This is a genomic window from Streptomyces sp. NPDC002125 (assembly GCF_053593715.1).
The window spans coordinates 47,022-66,909 of sequence record NZ_JBSFDD010000018.1 but is presented as its reverse complement, the minus strand read 5'-3'; the positions used below and the strand labels follow the sequence as shown (position 1 = coordinate 66,909).

15 protein-coding genes are annotated in these 19,888 nt (G+C 71.6%); all 15 read right to left on the bottom strand.

All coding sequences use genetic code 11. The annotated features are described in order from the left end of the window. Window positions 1-9: 9 nt before the first annotated feature. The 15 genes from ACWCQM_RS27045 to ACWCQM_RS26975 all read right to left on the bottom strand — a co-directional run bounded on the left by ACWCQM_RS27045 (window position 10) and on the right by ACWCQM_RS26975 (window position 19,841). Window positions 10-1,401 carry an alkaline phosphatase family protein gene (locus ACWCQM_RS27045; RefSeq protein ID WP_450917714.1) on the bottom strand — a complete coding sequence of 464 codons (1,392 nt, stop codon included), beginning with the start codon at window positions 1,399-1,401 and terminating at the stop codon, window positions 10-12. Then, window positions 1,398-2,573, bottom strand: coding sequence for a metabolite traffic protein EboE (gene eboE, locus ACWCQM_RS27040; protein ID WP_450917713.1), 1,176 nt, complete (start codon window positions 2,571-2,573; stop codon window positions 1,398-1,400). The genes ACWCQM_RS27045 and eboE overlap by 4 nt, the downstream gene beginning before the upstream one ends. A 3-nt stretch (window positions 2,574-2,576) precedes the next feature. After that, complete coding sequence (locus ACWCQM_RS27035; protein WP_450917712.1) at window positions 2,577-3,425, bottom strand: TatD family hydrolase; 849 nt, start codon at window positions 3,423-3,425, stop codon at window positions 2,577-2,579. Then, window positions 3,425-4,054, bottom strand: coding sequence for an EboA domain-containing protein (locus tag ACWCQM_RS27030; RefSeq protein WP_450917711.1), 630 nt, complete (start codon window positions 4,052-4,054; stop codon window positions 3,425-3,427). Before ACWCQM_RS27030 ends, ACWCQM_RS27035 begins: the two co-directional genes overlap by 1 nt. Then, window positions 4,048-4,911 carry a sugar phosphate isomerase/epimerase family protein gene (locus tag ACWCQM_RS27025; protein ID WP_450917710.1) on the bottom strand — a complete coding sequence of 288 codons (864 nt, stop codon included), beginning with the start codon at window positions 4,909-4,911 and terminating at the stop codon, window positions 4,048-4,050. Before ACWCQM_RS27025 ends, ACWCQM_RS27030 begins: the two co-directional genes overlap by 7 nt. Then, a complete protein-coding gene (locus ACWCQM_RS27020) occupies window positions 4,908-6,038 on the bottom strand; it encodes an SCO3242 family prenyltransferase (protein WP_450917788.1) in 1,131 nt (376 codons plus the stop codon). Before ACWCQM_RS27020 ends, ACWCQM_RS27025 begins: the two co-directional genes overlap by 4 nt. A 17-nt stretch (window positions 6,039-6,055) precedes the next feature. Next, window positions 6,056-7,174: an inositol-3-phosphate synthase gene (locus ACWCQM_RS27015; RefSeq protein WP_450917709.1), complete on the bottom strand. Its 1,119-nt coding sequence runs from the start codon at window positions 7,172-7,174 to the stop codon at window positions 6,056-6,058. Between the two features lie 96 nt (window positions 7,175-7,270). Beyond that, window positions 7,271-10,978 (bottom strand): ThuA domain-containing protein, encoded by a 3,708-nt coding sequence (locus ACWCQM_RS27010; RefSeq protein ID WP_450917708.1) that lies wholly within the window; start codon window positions 10,976-10,978, stop codon window positions 7,271-7,273. A gap of 373 nt (window positions 10,979-11,351) precedes the next feature. Then, window positions 11,352-12,356 carry a sugar phosphate isomerase/epimerase family protein gene (locus ACWCQM_RS27005; RefSeq protein WP_450917707.1) on the bottom strand — a complete coding sequence of 335 codons (1,005 nt, stop codon included), beginning with the start codon at window positions 12,354-12,356 and terminating at the stop codon, window positions 11,352-11,354. 12 nt (window positions 12,357-12,368) lie between these two features. Then, window positions 12,369-13,589, bottom strand: coding sequence for a Gfo/Idh/MocA family protein (locus ACWCQM_RS27000; RefSeq protein ID WP_450917706.1), 1,221 nt, complete (start codon window positions 13,587-13,589; stop codon window positions 12,369-12,371). 47 nt (window positions 13,590-13,636) lie between these two features. Next, on the bottom strand, window positions 13,637-14,674 hold the full coding sequence (locus ACWCQM_RS26995; RefSeq protein WP_267078299.1) for a substrate-binding domain-containing protein: 1,038 nt from the start codon (window positions 14,672-14,674) through the stop codon (window positions 13,637-13,639). Between the two features lie 78 nt (window positions 14,675-14,752). Continuing rightward, entirely contained in the window at window positions 14,753-15,805 is a 1,053-nt protein-coding gene (locus ACWCQM_RS26990; RefSeq protein WP_450917705.1) for an ABC transporter permease, read from the bottom strand. Continuing rightward, window positions 15,802-17,325: a sugar ABC transporter ATP-binding protein gene (locus ACWCQM_RS26985; protein WP_450917704.1), complete on the bottom strand. Its 1,524-nt coding sequence runs from the start codon at window positions 17,323-17,325 to the stop codon at window positions 15,802-15,804. The genes ACWCQM_RS26990 and ACWCQM_RS26985 overlap by 4 nt, the downstream gene beginning before the upstream one ends. A gap of 366 nt (window positions 17,326-17,691) precedes the next feature. Beyond that, window positions 17,692-18,873 carry an ROK family protein gene (locus ACWCQM_RS26980; RefSeq protein ID WP_450917703.1) on the bottom strand — a complete coding sequence of 394 codons (1,182 nt, stop codon included), beginning with the start codon at window positions 18,871-18,873 and terminating at the stop codon, window positions 17,692-17,694. Window positions 18,874-19,163: 290 nt separating this feature from the next. After that, complete coding sequence (locus ACWCQM_RS26975; protein WP_450917702.1) at window positions 19,164-19,841, bottom strand: GntR family transcriptional regulator; 678 nt, start codon at window positions 19,839-19,841, stop codon at window positions 19,164-19,166. Between the last annotated feature and the right edge of the window lie 47 nt (window positions 19,842-19,888).

The following is a 19,888-nucleotide window of genomic DNA, read 5'->3' as shown; positions in this document are numbered from 1 at the left end:
AACGGATTGTCAGTGCAGTCCGGCAAGCTGGAGCAGCAAGGACTTCACTTCGGTGGCCTGGACGCGGTCGCCGAAGGCGTGGGGGGTGGAGCAGAGGATGAGCGGACCTTCGTCGTCGCTCGTGGGAAGGCGGCCGTGGCTGCCGCGAATAGGTGAGGGGTCCAGGGGGACGACCGCCATGCGGTAGCGCATCCCGAGCTTCTTGCGTGCGACCGCCGACGCGGCCTTGACCCGGACGTAGGGGTCCTGGGGGTCCATGAAGAGCTCCACCGGGTCGTAGCCCGGTTTGCGGTGGATCTCGACGAGCTGCGCGAAGTCGGGCGCGCGGGCGTCGTCGAGCCAGTAGTAGTACGTGAACCAGGCGTCCTTCTCCGCGACGGCGACGAGCTCGCCGGAGCGGGGATGGTCCAGGTGGTGCGCCTTCTTGCCCTCGTCGTCGAGGAGTTCGGCGATGCCGGGCAGGTCCGCGAGGGCTTCCCTGGCAGCTTCGAGGTCCTCGGGCCTGCGTACGTAGACGTGGGCGAGCTGGTGGTCGGCGACGGCGAAGGCCCGGGAAGCCATCGGGTCGAGGTACTCCATGCCGTCCTGGGTGTGGACCTCCAGCAGCCCGGCGCGGCGCAGGGCGCGGTTGATGTCGACGGGCCGGTCGACACGGGTGATGCCGTACTCGGACAGGGCCACGACGGTGCGGCCCTGGGCCCGGGCGTCGTCGAGCAGGGGGGCCACGGCCCGGTCGAGGTCACAGGCGGCCCGGTGGGAGCGGGGGTCGTCGGGGCCGTAGCGCTGGAGGTCGTAGTCGAGGTGCGGGAGGTAGCAGAGGGCCAGGTCGGGGGTGCGCGTGGCGAGGATGTGGCGGGTGGCGTCGATGATCCACTGCGAGGAGACGAGGTCGGCGCCGGGGCCCCAGAAGTGGAAGAGGGGGAAGGTGCCGAGCTTCTCGGTGAGCTCGTCGTGGAGCGCGGGGGGCCGGGTGTAGCAGTCGGGTTCCTTGCGGCCGTCCGCGTAGTACACGGGGCGGGGGGTGATGGTCCAGTCCGTGTCGGCGCCCATCGCGTACCACCAGCAGATGTTGGCGACGGTGTAGCCGGGGTGGGCGCGCCGGGCGGCGTCCCAGAGCTTGTCGCCCTCGACGAGCCCGTTGTGCTGGCGCCACAGGAGGACGTCGCCGAGCTCGCGGAAGTACCAGCCGTTGGCGACGATGCCGTGTTCGGCGGGGGTGGTGCCGGTGAGGAAGGTGGACTGGGCGGCGCAGGTGACGGCGGGCAGGACGGTGGAGAGGGGTGCCTTCGATCCGGCCATGGCCCGGAGGTTCGGCATGTGCTCCAGCAGCTGCGGGGTGAGGCCGACGACATCGAGGACGAGGAGCGGGGTGGGGCGGGTGCCGGATTCCGGTGCGGTCATGGGAGCTCCTTCAGTCCGAGGTCGACGAGGAGGTCGCGGGCGAGGGTGAGTTCGGCGGCGATGCCGTCGGCGAGCTGGGTGCGGGTGCGCGGCCGCAGTTCGGCGGGGAGCGCGTGCCAGGTGTACGTCTCGACCTCAAGGTGCCGGGTGAGGGGCGCGGCCCCTCCGACGAGCCGGGTCAGTACGGACTGGAGTACGGGGAGTGTGGAGGTGAGCGGGGGCGCGGGCGGTGCGTGGAGGGGGACGTGGAAGTGGGAGCGCCAGGGGGTGCTGTCGGGGAGGACACCGCCGGTGACGGCCTCGCCGAGGTCGTCGGTGCCGCGCAGGCCGGACGCGGTGAGGGTGCGTGTCTGGTGGAGGAAGCGGGGTTCGGCGAAGGCGCCCAGGGCGGCGCGCACCTCGGGCAGGTGCGGGTGTTCGGCGTGCAGTGCCGCGGAGAGCTGTGCCTTGGCGACGGGGACGTCGGCGGCCCCCAGGGCGTCGAGTGCGGTGTCGGGGTCCTCGAAGGAGGTGGCGAGGTGGCAGGTGTCGACGCAGATGCCGATGCGGTCGTGACCGATGTCGGTGAGCGGGCCGATGGCGTCGGCGGTGGTCTCCACGGTGCAGCCGGGTTCGGGTTCGAGGCCGATCCTGATGGATTTGCCGGTCAGCTCGGCGAGGGCGTCGAGCCGTTGCGCGAGCGTGGTGAACGCCTGCCGCGCCGTTGCGGCGGCCGTGGGGTCGCCGGCGTAGGGGGTGCGCCAGGCGATGGGCAGGGTGGAGATGGTGCCGTCGGTGACATCGTCGGGGAGCAGGGCGGCGAGCAGCCTGGCCAGGTCGGTGGTGTGGGCGAGCCGCTCGGGGTCGGTCCAGTCCGGCCTGTAGACGCGGTACTTGACCTCCTGGGCACCGAACCCCTCGTAGGGGAAGCCGTTGAGGGTGACCACTTCGAGGCCTCGGTGGTCGAGCTCGGCACGCAGCGACCGCAGGGCCGCGGGGTCGTTGATCAGGGCGCGTGCGGCGTCCTTGGCGAGCCAGAGGCCGATGCCGATCCTGTCCCGGCCGAGCCGTCGGCGTACGGGCTCGCAGTGGTCGCGCAGCTGGGCGCGGACCCCTTCGAGGGTCTCGGCGGGGTGCACGTTGGTGCAGTACGAGAGGTGGACGGTGGAGCCGTCCGGGTGGCGGAAGCGCATGGTTCACTCCCCGCCGCGGAGGATGGAGTTGCCCTCGTGGAGGGGGGCGGGGGCGGTGGTGTCGAGCTGGAGTCGGCCGCTCTGTCCGTAGAAGGCGACGGGGTTGCGCCACAGCACCGTGTCGACGTCGTCCTCGTCGAATCCGGCCTTCAGCATGGCGTCCGCGACCTTGCGGGTCTTCAGCGGGTCGCTCTTCCCCCAGTCGGCGGCCGAGTTGACGAGAATCCTGTCGGTGCCGTAGTTCCGCAGAATCGTGATCATGCGGTCCTCGTCCATCTTGGTGTCCGGGTAGATGGAGAAGCCGGCCCAGCAGCCGCTGTCGAGGGCGTCCTTCACGGTCGTCTCGTTGAGGTGGTCGAGCAGGACGTGCTCCGGTGCGAGGTCCGATTCACGGACGACGTCGATGGTGCGGTGCAGGCCGGTGAGCTTGTCGCGGTGCGGGGTGTGGACGAGGGCGGGAAGGGCGTGGTCCGCGGCGAGCTGGAGCTGGGTGGTGAGGGCCGTGTCCTCGGCCGGGGTCATGGAGTCGTAGCCGATCTCGCCGACGGCGACGACCGAGTCCTTGACGAGATACCTGGGCAGGGCGTCCAGCACCGGGGTGCAGCGGGGGTCGTTCGCCTCCTTGGGGTTGAGGGCGAGCGTGCAGTGGTGGGCGATGCCGTACTGGGAGGCGCGGAAGGGCTCCCAGCCGAGGAGGGCGTCGAAGTAGTCGAAGAAGCTGGCGGGCGAGGTGCGGGGCTGGCCGAGCCAGAAGGAGGGTTCGACGAGGGCGCGTACGCCTGCGTCGTACATCGCCCGGTAGTCGTCCGTGGTGCGGGAGGTCATGTGGATGTGGGGATCGAAGATGCGCATCAGGACTCCTCCGTGGGGGCGGGGGCGGACGCCGGGGCGGTGAGGTCGAGGACGGTCCGAAGGTCCTCGGGCACGGGACGTCCCGCCGCGGTGCGTTCGGCGGCGAAGTCGCCCAGCATGCGGGCGAGTTCGGCGTCGCCGCGGGCTCGCTCGCCGAGCCGGCCGACGGCCTGGACGGGTACCTCGGTGAAGAGGCACTTGAGGACGGCGTGCCGCCAGCCGTGCGCGTCGAGGTGGGCCGCGCCGTACGGGCCGACGGCGGCGGCGACCAGCCGGGTGTCGTTGGTGCGCAGGGCGTCCTCGACGAGCGGGAGTGCGGTGGCGCCGAGGTCCAGCCGGTGCAGGGTGAGGAGGACGGCTCGGCGTTCGGCCGCGGTTCCCTGCTCGTAGAGCCTGGTCACGGCCGGCAGGCCCGCATGGGCGTCGACCAGCAGCAGGGCGCGTACGGAGTCGGCGTTCTCCAGCCCGCAGTGCCTGCCCGCGGAGGCGAACCGCAGCTCCCAGGGGGGCGATCCGCTGTCCGCGCCGGGGTGGGCCGCGGCGTGCGCGGCCTCGGCGAGCGCTTCGTCCAGCCATGCTCGGGCGGCTCCTGCGAGCCGGTCGTCGAGTTCCTTGCGGCTGATCAGCACGGTGCGGCTCCGTTCGTCGTCCGGGTGGCCCGGCGCAGGAAGTCGATGGAGCTGCGGGCGAGATCGGGGCCCGCGTGGGAGTGCCGGGGCAGTTCGACGACGGTCAGACCCGTGTATCCGGTGGCGTCGAGGGCTTCGAGCACCGGCGGGAAGTCGATCTCGCCGTCGCCGAACGGCAGGTGTTCGTGGACCCCGCGCCGCATGTCCTCGATCTGGACGTGCCGCAGCCAGGGGGCGGCCTCCTTGACGCAGTCGGCGGGCGGTGCGGGCTCCAGGCACTGGCAGTGGCCGATGTCGAGGGTGAGTCCGAGGGGTTCCGGATCGCCGAGGAGGGTGCGCAGCCGGTGGAATCCGGCGAGGTCGCCGAGGAGGTGGCCGGGTTCCGGTTCGATGGCGAGGGGGACGCCCGCGCGGGCGGCGGCGTCCAGGACGGGGGCGAGGGCGTCCGTCAGCCGCTGCCAGGCGGTGTCCGTGGTGGTGTCCGGCGGGGTGATGCCGCTGAAGCAGTGCACGGCGTGCGCACCGAGGTCGGCGGCCACCTCCACGGCGCGGACGAGCAGCCCGGTGCGTGCCGCGCGGCCCTCGGGGTCCGGGTCGAGGAGGGACGGCCCGTGCTTGCGCCGGGGGTCGAGGACATAGCGCGCGCCGGTCTCGACGGTGACGCCGAGCCCCAGTCCGGCCAGTCTGCGCGCCACCTGGCGGGTGCGGGAGGCGAGGTCGGGAGCGAGGGGGTCGAGGTGCATGTGGTCGAGGGTCAGCCCCACTCCGTCGTAGCCGAGGTCGGCGAGGAGGCCGAGGGCGTCGTCCAGCCGGAGGTCGGTCAGTCCGTTGGTGCCGTAGCCGAGGCGGAGGGTCATGTCGGGCTCACCTTCCGTGCGAGCGCGCGTGCGAGGGGGACGAGCCCGATGACGGCGAGCCCGCTGAGGGGCGCCCCCGACCGGGCGGCCAGCGCGGCCTGGAGCGGGATCATCGCCCGGATGCCGCCGCCGACGGCGCGCTGGGTGAGGGGCGGGGACGGGTTGAGCGCGGCATGGAGGAGGGGGATCCCGGCGGTGCGGAGGTAGGCGCCGGTGAAGGCGGGGAGCAGCAGCCGCTCGACGGCGGCGGGGTCAGCGGGCGGCGGACCCGCCGGCTGCCGGCGCGGGAGGACGCCTGCCGTCGGCTGCCCGCGCAGCACGGCGGCCCCCAGCGCGGCGACTCCGCCGAGCGCGGCCAGCGGGACGACCGTGGAGCCGCCCTGCGCCTCGTGCCGGGAGACGGCGGTGACGGCGTAGGTGTGCGCCCCGAGCACGAGCGCGGCGGGCAACGCGGCGCGGGGGGCGGCGTACGGGGTGCGGGGGGCGTGCGCCGCGCGGGGCACTCGCGCGGTGCCGGAAGCCCGCGCCCCGGACACCCGTGCGCCCCCCGGCTCCCGCACAGCAGTACCCGTGGCCGTGGCGCCGAGCAGCAGGTCCAGGGCGCGGGCCGTGGCCATGGCTGCCGGGCCCAGTCTCGTGTGCTTCAGGTGCAGGTCGTAGGCCCAGACGGTGGCGCCCAGGGCGGTCGCCACCGTCAGGGCGTGGCGGCCCGCGCGGGCGGCCAGGGCCAGGCCCGCCGCCGTGAGCGCGCCCGCCGCCGCCAGGGCGGCGCCCGGGGAGACGCGGCCCGAGGGGATCGGGCGGTGGGGGCGGTCGACGGCGTCCTCCTCGCGATCCGCCCAGTCGTTGAGGGCCATGCCCGCCTCGTAGAGACACAGGGACGCGCCGACCGCGAATGCCGTGCCCCGGCCGGGGCGCAGACCGGTGGCCGCCGCTCCGGCCAGCGCGTCGCCCGGCACGCTGAACAGGGCTGAGACCCGGAGCAGTTCCGCCCAGGCCCGCAGGCGCGCACGGGGGCGCGGCCTGTCCGGTACGGGCGCAGTCCCACCCGTACCGGACAGGCCGATCGAGGGCGCGGTGGCCGGGGGCCGGGCCGCGAGCAGCCGGGGTGGTCCGGTCACCGCCATGAGCAGCCGCAGCGGCTTCACCGGGCGGCCCGCAGGCGTCCGGCGAAGGCGAGCAGTGCCTCGTACTGCTCGGAGAGCGCGGACGCGCCTCCGTCCGGGTCCTTGAAGTAGAAGCCCAGTTCGGGCCGGGGCCCCGTGAGCCCGGTCTCGTGGGAGCGGGCCAGCAGCCGGGCCAGGTCCAGGACCAGGGGCGCGGCCAGTGCCGAGTCGCAGCCCTGCCAGATCGTCTGGAGGATCATCCGGGAGCCGAGGAAGCCGTCGAAGGCGATGTGGTCCCACGCCGTCTTCCAGTCCCCCATCGCCGGTACGTCGTCGATGTGGACCTCGCCCTCCGGGGCGGCCCCCAGCGTGTCGGCGAGTACGCGCTCCTTGCCCGCGTTCTTCGCCGCGGCCGCCGCCGGGTCGGCCAGCGCGGCACCGTCCCCGCCGCCCAGGAGGTTCGTGCCCGACCACGCCCGGACCGGCAGCGCGCGCTGGACGAACATCGGTGCGAGCACGGAGCGCAGGAGCGTCTGGCCCGTCTTGCCGTCGCGTCCGGCGTGGGGAAGTCCGCAGGAGTCGACGGCGTCCTGGAGGCGGGGGCTGCGCAGCCCGGTGGACGGGGTGAAGTTGGCGTACGGACAGCCGGCCCGGAGCGCCGCCGCCGCGTAGAGGGAGCTGGCGGGCAGCCGGGGATCGTCCTGGCCGGGTGCGGGTTCGGTCGAGGCGACGTTGACGACGACCGTGCGGGCCAGCTCGTTGCGCAGGGTGAAGTCGGCGATGTCGGCGGCGAAGGCGGTGATGAGCTCCTCGTCGGTGCGGGTGTCGCCGGGGAGCGGGCCGCCGGAGCGTATCTCCGCGTCGGCGGCGGCGAGTTCGGCTCCGACGGCGGACGGCAGCCCGTGCGGGAGCACTCCCCCGGCGGCGAGGGCCTCGGCCCGCTTGGGCAGCGGGCAGTCGAGGGTGTCGTGGCCGCCGAAGACGAGGGAGGTCAGCGGCGGAAGTCCGGTGTCGGTGAAGGGTGGCGTCTCGGTGACCATGCCGGTCGGCGGGTGGAGCCCTGCCGCGATGGCCGCGCACCCCGCGGTGGCGGTGGTGGCGACGGAGCCACGTGCTCCGATGAACCAGATTCCGGTACGAGCGGCGTGTGCGGTCACGGGCTGCCTCCCAGGGGGAATGAAGAGGGGTGGTGGACGGCGGGCGGGGAAGGCATGTGCTGTCCCCGCCCGCCGCCGGCGCAGGAGGTGGCCGCCCTACGTGGAGGGCAGCTCCTTCAGCTGGATGTCGCGGAAGGACACCTGGTCGACGGCCCCGTGGTTCTGGAGGCCGATGTAGCCGTTCTTGAGGCTTCGGACCGGGTCGGTGTTGGTGAAGTCGTTGATCTTGACTCCGTTGAGGAAGACCTGGAGCCGCTCGCCCTGGACCTTGATCTCGTAGCTGTTCCACTGGCCGGGCGGCCGGAGCACCTGGTCACGGGCCTTGATGTTGGCGGATTTGAAGGTGTACACGGCCCCGGTCGTGCGGTCGGCCGCGTCCGTTGCGTCGATCTGGACCTCGTAGCCGTTGTTGACCGCGGACCACGGGTCGTCGGACTCGGGGAAGCCGACGAAGATGCCGGAGTTGTCGTCACCCTCCATCTTCCAGTCGAGCTTCAGCGAATAGGACTTCAGCTCCTTGGCCTGGTAGGTCAGCAGGCCCATGCCGCCCTCGGTGCGCAGCTCACCGTCGACGACGGCGAACTTCCCGGGGCCGGCTTGCTTCCACCCTTCGAGGGTCTTGCCGTTGAAGATCGGCCGGTAGCCGGTGTCCGGCTTGCAGTTGGCCTTCACCTGGCCGGCGGCGTAGCGCAGTCCGCCCAGCAGGTGCTGACGGAAGGCCGGTTCGGCGTAGGACTCCTTGGTGTGGCCGAGGCCGGTGTAGAAGGAGCGCCCGCCCTGGTACGCCTGGCACCAGGAGATCGGGTGGTCGCCCTTCATGTTGCCGCCGGTATAGGTGGTCTCGTCCAGTGTGGCGAGGACCTGGGCCTTGTCCCGGGGGTTGGTGCGGTAGTTGTACCACTCGTCGGTACGGTCCCAGGCCTCGTCCAGGTGCGCGGTCGCCGGGTGGTCGTGGTTCTCCACACGGACGGTCGCGGGCTGGATCTGCGGGTGCGAGTGGAAGTAGGCCCCGACGAGCCCGCCGTAGAACTCCCAGTCGTACTCCGTGTCGGCCGCGGCGTGGACGCCCATGTAGCCGCCCCCGGTGGCGACGAAGTTCTCGAACGCCTTCTGCTGGTCGGCGTTGAGGACGTCACCGGTCGTCGAGAGGAAGACGACGGCGTCGTAGCGCGCCAGGTTGCTGGTGGTGAACTGGCCTGCCTCCTCGGTGGAGTCGACGGTGATGTTGGTGTCCTTGCCCAGTTCCTTCAGCGCGGCGATGCCCTCGGGGATCGAGTCGTGGCGGAAGCCGCCCGTCTTGGAGAAGACCAGGACGCGCTTGGCGGTCCTGTCCACCGGGGTGTTCGAGAGTTCGAAGTCGTCCACGTCGTACAGCGCTCCCGCTCCGCCCTTGAAGACCAGGAACAGCTTCGTCGCCTTCTTCGGCGCGCCGCGCAGCGGCACGTCGATGTCCTGGAACGCGTCCCAGCTCCCGGTCACCGGGACCGGCGCCGAGCCGAGGATCTTGCCGGTCGGTGAACCGGCCCGCACCTCCAGGAAGCCTCCCGCACCCGCCGATGAGGTACGGGCGGTGAGCTTGGTGGTGCCGTCCAGGATGTACGGCTCGAAGGAGATCCAGTCGTTGTTGTCGATGTCCCCGACGGTCCTGCCGCCGTGGGCGCTGGTCTTGCTCGGTGTGCTGATGCCGGAGGAGTCGTCGAAGTGCTCGGCCTGGCGGTGGCGGGGCTGGAGCTTCGCCCCGTCACGGCTGGTCAGCGCGGCCTGTCCGCCGCCCCCGCCGTCGGTGTACGAGGCCGAGATGCCTCCGTAGATGTTGGCGTTCGGGTCGTGGCCGCCCTCCATGGCGGTCTTGATGGTGCCCTCGCAGCCGTGCTCGGTCGTGATGTCGTGCCCGTGGCTGTCATGACCCAGGGTGAACTTGACCTCGACCTCGGTGCAGTCGATGGTGCCGTCCTCCGGGTCGGTCACGGTCACCTTGAAGGGGACCTCGTCGCCGAACTCGAACAGCTTGCCGTCCAGCGGGGCCTGGAGCACGACGGTGGGCGCGGTGTTGCCGACGGTCACGTGCACGCTCGCCGAGCCGGTGCGGCCCGTGGGGTCCTTCGCCGTCACGGTGGCGGTGTAGGTGCCGTTCTTCTTGTACGTGTACGTGGGGTTGGCGGCGGTGGACGTGCCGCCGTCCCCGAAGTCCCAGGAGTAGGTGAGGGCATCGCCGTCACCGTCGGCGGTGCCCGCCGAGGAGAACTTCACCTTGAGCGGTGCGACGCCGGAGGTCTTGTCCGAGGAGGCCTCGGCGATGGGAGAGCGGCCACCGGTGGCGTTCTCGATGCGGTACAGCGCCGAGTGCTCGTCGCCGCCGAACCAGGAGAGCCCGTAGTCCAGGACGTAGAGGGCGCCGTCGGGTCCGAAGGCCATGTCCATCACCTGCGTCCCGGTCCACGGGATGTCGTTGATGGACTGCACGGCACCGTCTGCGTCCTGCTCGACGCGCTTGATCCACTGCCGGCCGAACTCTCCGGCGAAGAAGTCCCCGTCGTACTCCTCGGGGAACTTCACGGGCGAGTCCAGGGCGGCGTCGTAGCGGTAGACGGGGCCGCCCATCGGGGACTCGGAGCCGGTGCCGAACTCGGGAACGGACGCGCCGTCGTACGGGATCCAGGCGGCCTGCGCGGGCGGCAGGTCGACCAGGCCGGTGTTGTACCGCGACTCGTTCTTCGGGGCGGCGCAGTCGAAGGCCGGACCGGACGTCTTGGTCGCGAAGTCGTAGTCGCGGAAGGGGTCGTTGTCGCCGGTGCAGAAGGGCCAGCCGAAGTTGCCGGGCTTCGTCACCCGGGCGAACTCGACCTGCCCGGCCGGCCCTCGGTTCGGGTCGGCGGCGCCGGCGTCGGGGCCGTAGTCACCGACGTACAGGACGCCGGTGGCCTTGTCCACGCTGAAGCGGAAGGGGTTGCGGAAGCCCATCGCGTAGACCTCGGGCCGCGTCTTGTCGGTGCCCGGGGCGAAGAGGTTCCCCTCGGGGACGGTGTACGAGCCGTCCTCGGCGACCTTGATGCGGAGGATCTTGCCACGGAGGTCGTTGGTGTTGCCCGAGGTGCGGCGGGCGTCGAAGGCGGGGTTGCGGTCGGCCCGGTCGTCCAGCGGCGAGTAGCCGTCGGAGGCGAAGGGGTTGGAGTCGTCGCCCGTCGAGAGGTAGAGGTTGCCCTGCGCGTCGAAGTCGATGTCGCCGCCCACGTGGCAGCACATGCCGCGGGTGGCCGGGATGTCGAGGACCTTCTTCTCGCTGGCGTTGTCGAGGGTGCCGTCCTCGTTGAGCACGAAGCGCGAGAGCCGGTTCACTCCGTCGAACTTCTCGAAGTCGGCGGCGGTGCCGTTCTCCGGGGCGTCGCCGGCGGGGGTGTCCAGTGGCGGCGCGTAGTACAGGTAGATGGCCCGGTTCTCCGCGAAGTCCGGGTCGACGCCGATGCCCTGGAGACCTTCCTCGTCGTGCGAGTAGACGGGGATGGTCCCGGAGATCCGGGTGTTGCCGGAGCTGTCCGTGATCCGCAGCTCACCGCTGCGCGCGGTGTGCAGCACGCTGCGGTCGGGGAGTACCGCGAGCGAGATGGGTTCGCCGGTCTCGGCGGCGCCCTTGGCGAGGGTGACCTGCTGGAAGTCCTCGGCGGCGTCCTGCGCGGCCGCGTCGGTCCGCGCCTCGGCGGTCGCGGCGGGCGAGGAGCCCAGGGTGAGGGTTGCGGCGGTGAGCAGTGCGCCGGTGAAGAGGGCGAGTGATTTTCGGGCGCGGAGCCGTCTGCTGCTGATGTGCACGTGCGTCCTCCGGAGTGTGCCGGTTGTCGGGCGGGTGCGTTCTGCCGTTCCGCGCGGGGACTGCCGCGCTCGCCTCCGGGACCTGTCGGTGCCCCGGTGACGCGAGTCATGTCGTGTACACGTCTGGGACGGTAGCCGTGTTCGTCCCTGCCGGAAAGCCCTTGCGCAGGGGGTCGGTCGAACTTTTACCCCGGCCAGGACAAAGCCGCCCGAGGGCATGCCGAACAGCCCCGGCGGCCCCGGAACCGGTGGTCAGGCGGGGGCCTGGGGGGCGGGGGCCCGCCCGGAGGCGGCGGACCCGCCCGGGAACCTGGGGCTCCGCCCCGAGGGTCCTGCGGCGCGGCCCCCGGGGTCCCGGGGGCCTCGCCCGGGGCTACTCGCCCCCGCCGAACGCCGCGTCGAACGACGCGCTCGGCGGGTCGAAGTCGAACCGCTTGAGCGAGGCCAGCGCCTCGGGCGCCCCCGTGAGCCGGTCCATGCCCGCGTCCTCCCACTCCACGGACACCGGTCCCGCGTACCCGATGGACCGCAGCATCCGGAAGACGTCCTCCCAGGGCACGTCACCGTGGCCCGCCGAGACGAAGTCCCAGCCGCGCCGTGGATCGCCCCACGGCAGGTGGGAGCCGAGGCGCCCGTTGCGGCCGTCGAGGCGCTTGCGGGCCTCCTTGCAGTCCACGTGGTAGATCCGGTCCCGGAAGTCGTACAGGAAGCCGACCGGATCGAGGTCCTGCCACACGAAGTGGCTCGGGTCGAAGTTCAGCCCGAACGCCGGCCGGTGGCCGACGGCCTCCAGCGCGCGATGCGTGGTCCAGTAGTCGTACGCGATCTCGCTGGGGTGCACCTCGTGGGCGAAGCGGACGCCCTCCGCGTCGAAGACGTCCAGGATCGGGTTCCACCGCTCCGCGAAGTCCTCGTAACCGCGCTCGATCATGTGCGGCGGCACCGGCGGGAACATGGCGACCAGGTGCCAGATGGAGGAACCGGTGAAGCCGATGACGGTGTCGACACCGAACGCGGCAGCCGCCCGCGCGGTGTTACTGATCTCGTCGGCGGCCCGACGGCGTACACCCTCGGGCTCCCCGTCCCCCCAGATCCGGCCGGGCAGGATTCCCTGGTGGCGTTCGTCGATCGGGCTGTCGCAGACCGCCTGGCCGACCAAGTGGTTGGAGATCGCCCAGCACTTGAGGCCGTACTTGTCGAGCAGCTGTCGCCGCCCGTCGAGATAGCCGGGGTCCGACAGGGCCTTGTCGACCTCGAAGTGATCTCCCCAGCAGGCGAGTTCGAGCCCGTCGTAGCCGAAGTCACGGGCGAGGCGGCAGACCTCCTCCAGGGGCAGGTCGGCCCACTGGCCGGTGAAGAGAGTGAAGGGACGGGGCATGAGCGCAACCTCCTAGAAGGGGACCGGGGTGAAGACGGAGTTCTTGGCGGCGCTCTCCTCCACGGCGGCGAGCACCCGCTGCACCTGGAGCCCGTCGGCGAACGACGGGACCGGGGCGCGACCTTCGGTGATCGTGCGCACCACGTCACGGGCCTGGTGGACGAAGGTGTGCTCGTAGCCCAGGCCGTGACCCGGCGGCCACCACGCCTCCAGGTACGGGTGCTCGGGCTCGGTGACCAGGATCCGGCGGAAGCCGGCGGAGGTGGCCGGTTCCGTGTGGTCGTGGAAGGAGAGCTCGTTGAGCCGCTCCAGGTCGAAGGCGACCGACCCCAGCTCCCCGTTGATCTCCAGGCAGAGGGCGTTCTTGCGGCCCGCGGCCATCCTGGTCGCCTCGAAGGAGGCGAGGGCGCCCGATGCCAGCCGCCCCGTGAACAGCGCGGCGTCGTCGACGGTGACCGCCCCCCGTGCGGTACCGTCCCCGGCGCCCGAGAGCCCGGTGGCCGGGCCCGCGAGCACGGGCCGTTCGCGTACGAACGTCTCGCTCATCGCCGACACCCCCACCAGCGGCTCTCCCGCCAGGTACTGGGCGAGGTCGACGATGTGCGCCCCGAGGTCCCCCAGTGCTCCGGAGCCGGCGTGTTCGCGCTGGAGCCGCCAGGTCAGCGGCGACTCGGGATCGACGAGCCAGTCCTGGAGATACGTGGCCCGCACATGGCGAAGGGTGCCGAGCCTCCCCTCCTCGATCAGGGCGCGGGCGTAGGTGAGGGCGGGCACCTTGCGGTAGTTGAAGCCCACGATCGCCACCTGGCCGCGGGCGGCGGCCCGCTCGGCGGCCTCCGCCATGGCTTCCGCCTCCGCGACCGTGTTGGCGAGCGGCTTCTCGCACAGCACGTGCTTGCCCGCCTCCAGGGCCGCGATGGCGATCTCCGCATGGCTGTCGCCGGGTGTGCAGATGTCGACCAGCTGCACGTCGTCCCGGGCGATCAGGGCGCGCCAGTCGGTCTCCGCCGCCGCCCAGCCGTGCCGGGCGGCGGCGGCCTCGACGGCCGTACGGTCGCGTCCGCAGATCGCGGCGAGAGCGGGTCTCACCGGCAGGTCGAAGACGTGTCCCGCTGTGCGCCACCCCTGCGAGTGGGCGGCGCCCATGAAGGCGTATCCGACCATGCCGACGCCGAGCGTCGCCTTGGGGGGCGGTGCTTCGGTCTCCTGCTCCGTCTCATCCCTACGGGCCATGCGGGCTTCCTCCTCATCGGTGGTTCGGTGTCGGCGGCGGTGCGGGATCAGCTGAAGCCGGTCGGCAGGTACTGGTCGATGTTGTCCTTGGTGACCACGGCCGAGTACAGGGTCAGCGAGGTCGGGATCTCCATCTCGGCGAGTCCCGCGACGCCCTTGTTCTGGCCGAGCGCACGGGCCAGGTCGATGGCGGAGGCGGCCATCGTGGGCGGGTAGAGCACGGTGGCCTTCAGCACGCTGTTGTCCGCCTTGATGGCGTCCATCGCGGACTTGGCTCCGGCACCGCCGACCATGATGAACTCGTCGCGTCCGGCCTGCTGGATGGCCCGGAGCGCGCCCACGCCCTGGTCGTCGTCGTGGTTCCAGAGCGCGTCGAACTGCTTCTGCGCCTGGAGGAGCTGCGCCATCTTCGCCTGGCCCGACTCCACGGTGAAGTCGGCGGCCTGGCGGGCCACCAGCTTGATGTTGGAGTAGTTCTTCAGGGCGTCCGCGAAGCCCTGGCTGCGCTGCTTGGTGAGCTCCAGGTTGTCGATGCCCGCGAGCTCGACGACCTTGGCGTTCGCCTTGTCCTTGAGCTGCTCGCCGATGTAGTGCCCGGCGTTGAGCCCCATGCCGTAGTTGTCGCCGCCGACCCAGCAGCGGTAGGCCTGGGGCGAGGCGAAGATGCGGTCCAGGTTGACGACGGGGATGCCGGCCTTCATGGCCTCGAGCCCGACCTGGGTGAGGGCCTTGCCGTCGGCGGGGAGGATGACGAGGACGTCGACCTTCTTGTTGATGAGGGTCTTGACCTGGCCGATCTGGGCGGCGGTGTCGTTGGATCCCTCGGTGATCTCCAGCGTCACCTCGGAGTACTTCTCGGCCCGCGACTTGGCGTTGACATTGATGGCGTTGAGCCATCCGTGGTCGGCCTGCGGTCCCGCGAATCCGATGGTGACGGGCGTGCCCGGCTTGTCGTCGGCGGCGGGCTGGTTGCTCTGTGCGGCCGACGCCTCCTTGGGCTCGTTGCTGGTACAGGCGGTGAGGAAGGCTCCCGCGGAGACGGCCGCGGTGCCGAAGAGCAGTCCTCTGCGGCTGGTTTCTGGCATGGCTGTCGAACCCTTCATCCGGTGTGGCGCATACGGAACAGCGGGTGGGTGATCGGTGCTCTGCTACGGAAGAGGTGCTCAGGTCTCCCCGCCGCGCAGCGTGCGCCGCTGGACGAGGACGGCGGCGACGATGATGGCGCCCTTGGCGATCTGCTGGACATCGCTCTGGAGGTTGTTCAGAGCGAAGATGTTGGTGATCGTGGTGAAGACCAGGACCCCGAGTACGGAGCCGACGATGGTGCCCCGGCCGCCGCTGAGGAGGGTGCCTCCGATGATCGCCGCGGCGATGGCGTCGAGCTCGTACAGGTTGCCGTTGGTGTTCTGGCCCGATCCCGACAGGATGACGAGCATGAAGGCGGCGATGCCGCAGCACAGGCCGGAGAGCAGGTACAGGTAGAGGCGCTGTCGGCGTACGTCGATGCCGGCGAGCCTGGCCGCCTCCGCGTTGCCTCCGACGGCGACCGTACGGCGCCCGAAGGTCGTCCGGTTCAGGATCAGCCAGCCGGCCACGGTGACCGCGGCGAAGACGAGGACCAGCGGCGGGATGCCCAGGACGTAGCTGTCGGGCAGTCCGAGGTCCAGGACCGACTGGACGGTGACGATCTGCGTCTTGCCGTCGGTGATCTGGAGGGCGAGGCCGCGCGCCGAGGCGAGCATGGCGAGCGTCGCGATGAAGGGGACCATGCCGCCGTAGGCGATGAGCAGCCCGTTGACGAGTCCGGCGGCGAGCCCGACGACCACCGCGGTGAAGAGGATGCCCGCGAAACCGTACTCCTGGGTGGCGAGGGTCGTGGCCCAGACGGAGGCGAGGGCGACCATCGCGCCGACGGAGAGGTCGATCCCGCCGCTGGTGATCACGAAGGTCATGCCGACGGTGACGACACCGATGACGGAGGACTGCGTAAGGATCAGCTGGAGGTTCCCGGTGTCCAGGAACGCGTCCGGTTCGGTGATGCCGCCGACGGCTATCAGGACGGCGAGGACACCGAGCAGCGACAGGTTGCGGACATCGGCGCGCAGGCCGAGTGCGCGCAGGCCACCGCCCTGCTTCGAGGACGGCGCGGCTGCGGGGCCGGTCACGGTCCCCTTCTCCGGCCCGTGGTGCTGCGCCGACGGTGCGGGCTGTGTCATGTCGTCGGGCTCCCTTCCATGACGAGGTCGAGGACACGGTGCTCGTCGAGTTCCCTGGCGTCGGCCGTGTGTACGACCCGGCCTTCCCGGAGCACCAGCACCCGGTCGGCGAGGCCCAGCACTTCGGGCACTTCACTGGAGACGAGCAGGACGGCGAGGCCTTCGTCGGCCAGCCGGCGGATCACGGCGTAGAGCTCGGCGCGGGCGCCGACGTCGACGCCGCGGGTGGGTTCGTCGAGCAGCAGGACCCGGCAGCCGCGCAGCAGCCAGCGGGCCAGGACCGCCTTCTGCTGGTTGCCGCCGGAGAGGGTACGGACGGCGGCGTCCGGGTTGTCGGGGCGCAGGGACAGCTCTTGGGTGGCTGCCCTCGCCGCCTTGCGCTCGGCCGTCCGGTCGAGCCAGCCCGCGCGGGCGAAGCGGGACAGGGAGGAGACCGAGACGTTGCGGGTGACGGATTCCGTCAACAGGAGTGCCTGCGCCTTGCGTTCCTCGGGCGCGAGGCCGATCCCGGCGGCCACGGCGGCGCGGACGCTGCCGGGGCGGAGCGGGGTGCCGTCGACGAGGACCTGGCCCCCGGTCGGCCTGCGGGCACCGTAGACGGTCTCCAGGATCTCGGAGCGTCCGGAGCCGACGAGTCCGGCGAGGCCGACGATCTCGCCGGGCCTGAGCTCCAGGTCCACGGGCTCGAACTCGCCCTCACGGCACAGTCCTTCGACCTTCAGTACGGGCTCGGCGGCGTCCCGCGCACCGGGCGCGGGGCGCTCGGGGAAGACGTACTCGACGTTGCGTCCGGTCATCAGGGCGACGACGTCACGGGTGGGCGTGGACTTGGCGGGGAGCCCGACGGCGACGGCGCGGCCGTCCTTGAGGACGGTGACCCGGTCGCCGATGCGGCGGATCTCCTCCAGCCGGTGCGAGATGTAGACGACGGCCACACCGTCGGCGGTGAGCCCGTCGACGATGCGGAAGAGGTTGTCGACCTCGTCCGGGTCCAGCGCGGCGGACGGCTCGTCCATGACGATGAGGCGTACGTCGTGGGAGAGCGCGCGGGCCATGGAGACGATCTGCTGGTGGGCGGCGGACAGTTCACCCACCGCACGGGCGGGGTCGATCTCCGGGTGCCCGAGGCGCTTCAGGAGCGCGGCGGCCCCGGTGCGGGCCTCGCGGGTGCGGACGACGAAGCCCGCGCTGGTGGGTTCGTGCCCGAGGAAGACGTTCTCGGCGACCGACAGGCCCTCGACCAGGTCGAGTTCCTGATAGATCGTGGCGATGCCCAGGCGCATCGCGGTGATCGGCGAGGAGAGCTGGACGGCGTCGCCGCGCCAGGTGATCGCGCCGCCGTCGGGCTGATGGGCCCCGGCCAGCACCTTGATGAGGGTGGACTTGCCCGCGCCGTTCTGGCCGAGGAGGCAGTGGACTTCGCCGGCCTGCACCTCCAGGTCCACGCCGTCGAGGGCGCGCACTCCGGGGAACGACTTGGTGATGCCGGACATCGTGAGCAGAGGTGGTTCTGGTGCCATGACGAATCCCCTCGGCGAATGGGGTCTCCCCTGCTCGGCGAGGGCCGAGAGGCTGGGGGAGGGCCGGTGAGCGGGCAGGGGGCAGTGCCGGCGGTGCCGTACTGCTGACGGAACTGCGAAGGTGGTACTGCGGTGCTCGTGCGGGTGCGGTGCGGTCCTGCGGGCGGAGCTGCGGTGCGGTGCGGTCCTGCGGGCGGAGCTGCGGTGCGGTGCGGTCCTGCGGGCGGAGGCGCTGTGCTCTGGCGGGTGCGGAGGAACTGCGGTGCGGTGCTGCGGGCGGAGCTGTGGTGGTGCTCTGGCGGATACGGCGGGCCGGTCAGCGAGGTGGTCGCGGAACGCCTGCCGTACGGCGCACCGGCCCGGACATCAGGCCGGTGAGAAGAGGTGGTCGCTGATGAGCCTGGCCGCGCCGGTCACCCCGGCGACGGGCCCCAGCTCGCCCAGGACGATGGGGAGATTTCCGGTGGCCAGCGGCAGGGACTGCCGGTAGACCTGGGTCCGGACGCTGGCCAGCAGATTGTGGCCGAGCCCGGTGACCCCGCCGCCGATCACGACGAGGCCCGGGTTGAAGAAGCTGACCAGCCCGGCGATGACCTGCCCGACCCGGTTCCCGCCTTCGCGGATCAGGTCGAGAGCCGTGGGATCACCGGCCGCCGCGGCTGCGGCGACATCGACGGCGGTGAGCCTGCCCGCCCCGTCCAGCCGGGACGCCAGCTCGGCCGACAGCCCGGCCCTGGCCGCGTCCTCGGCGTCGCGGGCGAGGGCGGCGCCGCTGAAGTGGGCCTCCAGGCAGCCCCGGTTGCCGCAGGCGCAGGCGCGGCCTTCGGGCTCCACCTGGATATGGCCGATGTCGCCCGCGCTGCCCGTCGTGCCGCGGTAGACCTCGCCGCCCACGACGATGCCGCAGCCGATACCCGTGCCGATCTTGACGCAGAGGAAGTCGCCCACGGAACGGGCGACACCCGCGTGCTGTTCCCCCAGTGCCATCAGGTTCACGTCGTTGTCGACCATGACGGGGCAGCCCAGTTCCTGGCTGAGCGCCTCGCGGACGGGGAAGCCGTCCCAGCCCGGCATGATCGGCGGCGCGACCGGCACGCCCTCGGGAAAGCGGACGGGTCCCGGTACGCCGATCCCCGCGCCGTCGAAGTGCTCGGCCAGCCCGGACGCCCGGAGCTTGGCCGCCATCGCCAGCACCTGCTCGAAGACGGCGACGGGTCCTTCCCGTACGTCCATGGGGTGGTTGAGGTGGCCGAGCACCTCCAACTCCGCGTTGGTGACGGCCACATCGATGGAGGTGGCGCCGATGTCCACGCCGAGGAAGCGCAGTTCGGGAGCGAGCCGGATGTTGTGGGAGCGGCGTCCGCCGCGGGACGCGGCGAGTCCGTCGGCCACGACGAGTCCGGTCTCCAGGAGCCGGTCCACCTCGACGGCTAGTTTGGAGCGCGAGAGATCGATTTGATCGCCCAGCTGTGCGCGGGAGTTGGGGCCGCCGTCACGCAACAGTCTGAGCAGTCGCGCCTGGTGCGTGTTCGCGGGTCGTGCCGTCATGCGTCTCACGCGTCCCTCCCCGCCACATCGGCCAGTCCGTCGGGCTTTCGAGGGGAACGTAGCAGCGGTTGACCTGAGTGGGAAGAAGTTGCGCATGAATCCGATCCAACTTTCTCCACACTCAGGACAAAGATGCGATCAGGAGGCTCCGCCGCGCGGGCCGAACGGATTCGGACACGAAAGAAGGCCGGGGTGGTCGGCCCCGGCCTTCGTTCGTCGGAAATTCAGGCGGAATCCAGGCGGAAGTCCGGCGGAAAACAGTTGGAGAACAGGCGGAGAACAGGCCCTGGTCAGTCCTTTTCGCGCCGGTGGTACGTCTGGCGGGTGTGCTCGGTGTGCGCCCGCATGATCTCGGTCGCCCGCTGCTCGTCCCTGGACGCGATCGCCGCGATCAGCTCGCGGTGCTCGATCCAGGACTGGGTCCCGCGCTGCCGGGCCACCGGTGTGTAGTACCAGCGGACCCGGCGGTCCACCTGTCCGGCGAGCTCGGACAGGACGACATTGCCCGCCAGTTCCATGACCTTGGCGTGGAACGCGGCGTTTGTCGCGACGGCGAGATCCACGTCGTCGGCGGCAACGGCCTGCTCCCCCTTGGAGCACAGCTCCTCCAGCGCCTCGATTCCCGGCCGCCCGGAGTGGGCGGCGGCGAGCCGGGCGGCCTCGGCCTCCAGCAGGGTGCGGACCGAGAGCAGCTGGTCCGCCTCCTCCTCCGTGGGCTCATGGACGAACGCGCCCTGGGCGGGGCGCAGATCGACCCAGCCCTCGGTGTTCAGCCGCTGGAGCGCCTCGCGCACCGGCTGCCGCGACACCCCCAGATGGCCGGCCAGCTCGCTCTCGACGAGGTGCTGGCCGGGGCTGAGGGCGCGCGTGGTGATCAGTTCGAGCAACGCCTCGTACACACGCTCGCGCAACGGTCCCGGCCGCTCCAGCTTCGGCACCGTTCCTTGCGGCAGTCCTGCGGACAACATCGCGGTCCCCCTCCGGGCGCCCGGGCAATTGCTTATCGCCTACAGTC

Bases quoted from the DNA above. Each gene is read 5' to 3' on its own strand.
- ACWCQM_RS27045 (WP_450917714.1), bottom strand. From the start codon at position 1,401: ATGACCGCACCGGAATCCGGCACCCGCCCCACCCCGCTCCTCGTCCTC.
- eboE (WP_450917713.1), bottom strand. From the start codon at position 2,573: ATGCGCTTCCGCCACCCGGACGGCTCCACCGTCCACCTCTCGTACTGC.
- ACWCQM_RS27035 (WP_450917712.1), bottom strand. From the start codon at position 3,425: ATGCGCATCTTCGATCCCCACATCCACATGACCTCCCGCACCACGGAC.
- ACWCQM_RS27025 (WP_450917710.1), bottom strand. From the start codon at position 4,911: ATGACCCTCCGCCTCGGCTACGGCACCAACGGACTGACCGACCTCCGG.
- ACWCQM_RS27020 (WP_450917788.1), bottom strand. From the start codon at position 6,038: ATGGCGGTGACCGGACCACCCCGGCTGCTCGCGGCCCGGCCCCCGGCC.
- ACWCQM_RS27005 (WP_450917707.1), bottom strand. From the start codon at position 12,356: ATGCCCCGTCCCTTCACTCTCTTCACCGGCCAGTGGGCCGACCTGCCC.
- ACWCQM_RS27000 (WP_450917706.1), bottom strand. From the start codon at position 13,589: ATGGCCCGTAGGGATGAGACGGAGCAGGAGACCGAAGCACCGCCCCCC.
- ACWCQM_RS26995 (WP_267078299.1), bottom strand. From the start codon at position 14,674: ATGCCAGAAACCAGCCGCAGAGGACTGCTCTTCGGCACCGCGGCCGTC.
- ACWCQM_RS26990 (WP_450917705.1), bottom strand. From the start codon at position 15,805: ATGACACAGCCCGCACCGTCGGCGCAGCACCACGGGCCGGAGAAGGGG.
- ACWCQM_RS26985 (WP_450917704.1), bottom strand. From the start codon at position 17,325: ATGGCACCAGAACCACCTCTGCTCACGATGTCCGGCATCACCAAGTCG.
- ACWCQM_RS26980 (WP_450917703.1), bottom strand. From the start codon at position 18,873: ATGACGGCACGACCCGCGAACACGCACCAGGCGCGACTGCTCAGACTG.
- ACWCQM_RS26975 (WP_450917702.1), bottom strand. From the start codon at position 19,841: ATGTTGTCCGCAGGACTGCCGCAAGGAACGGTGCCGAAGCTGGAGCGG.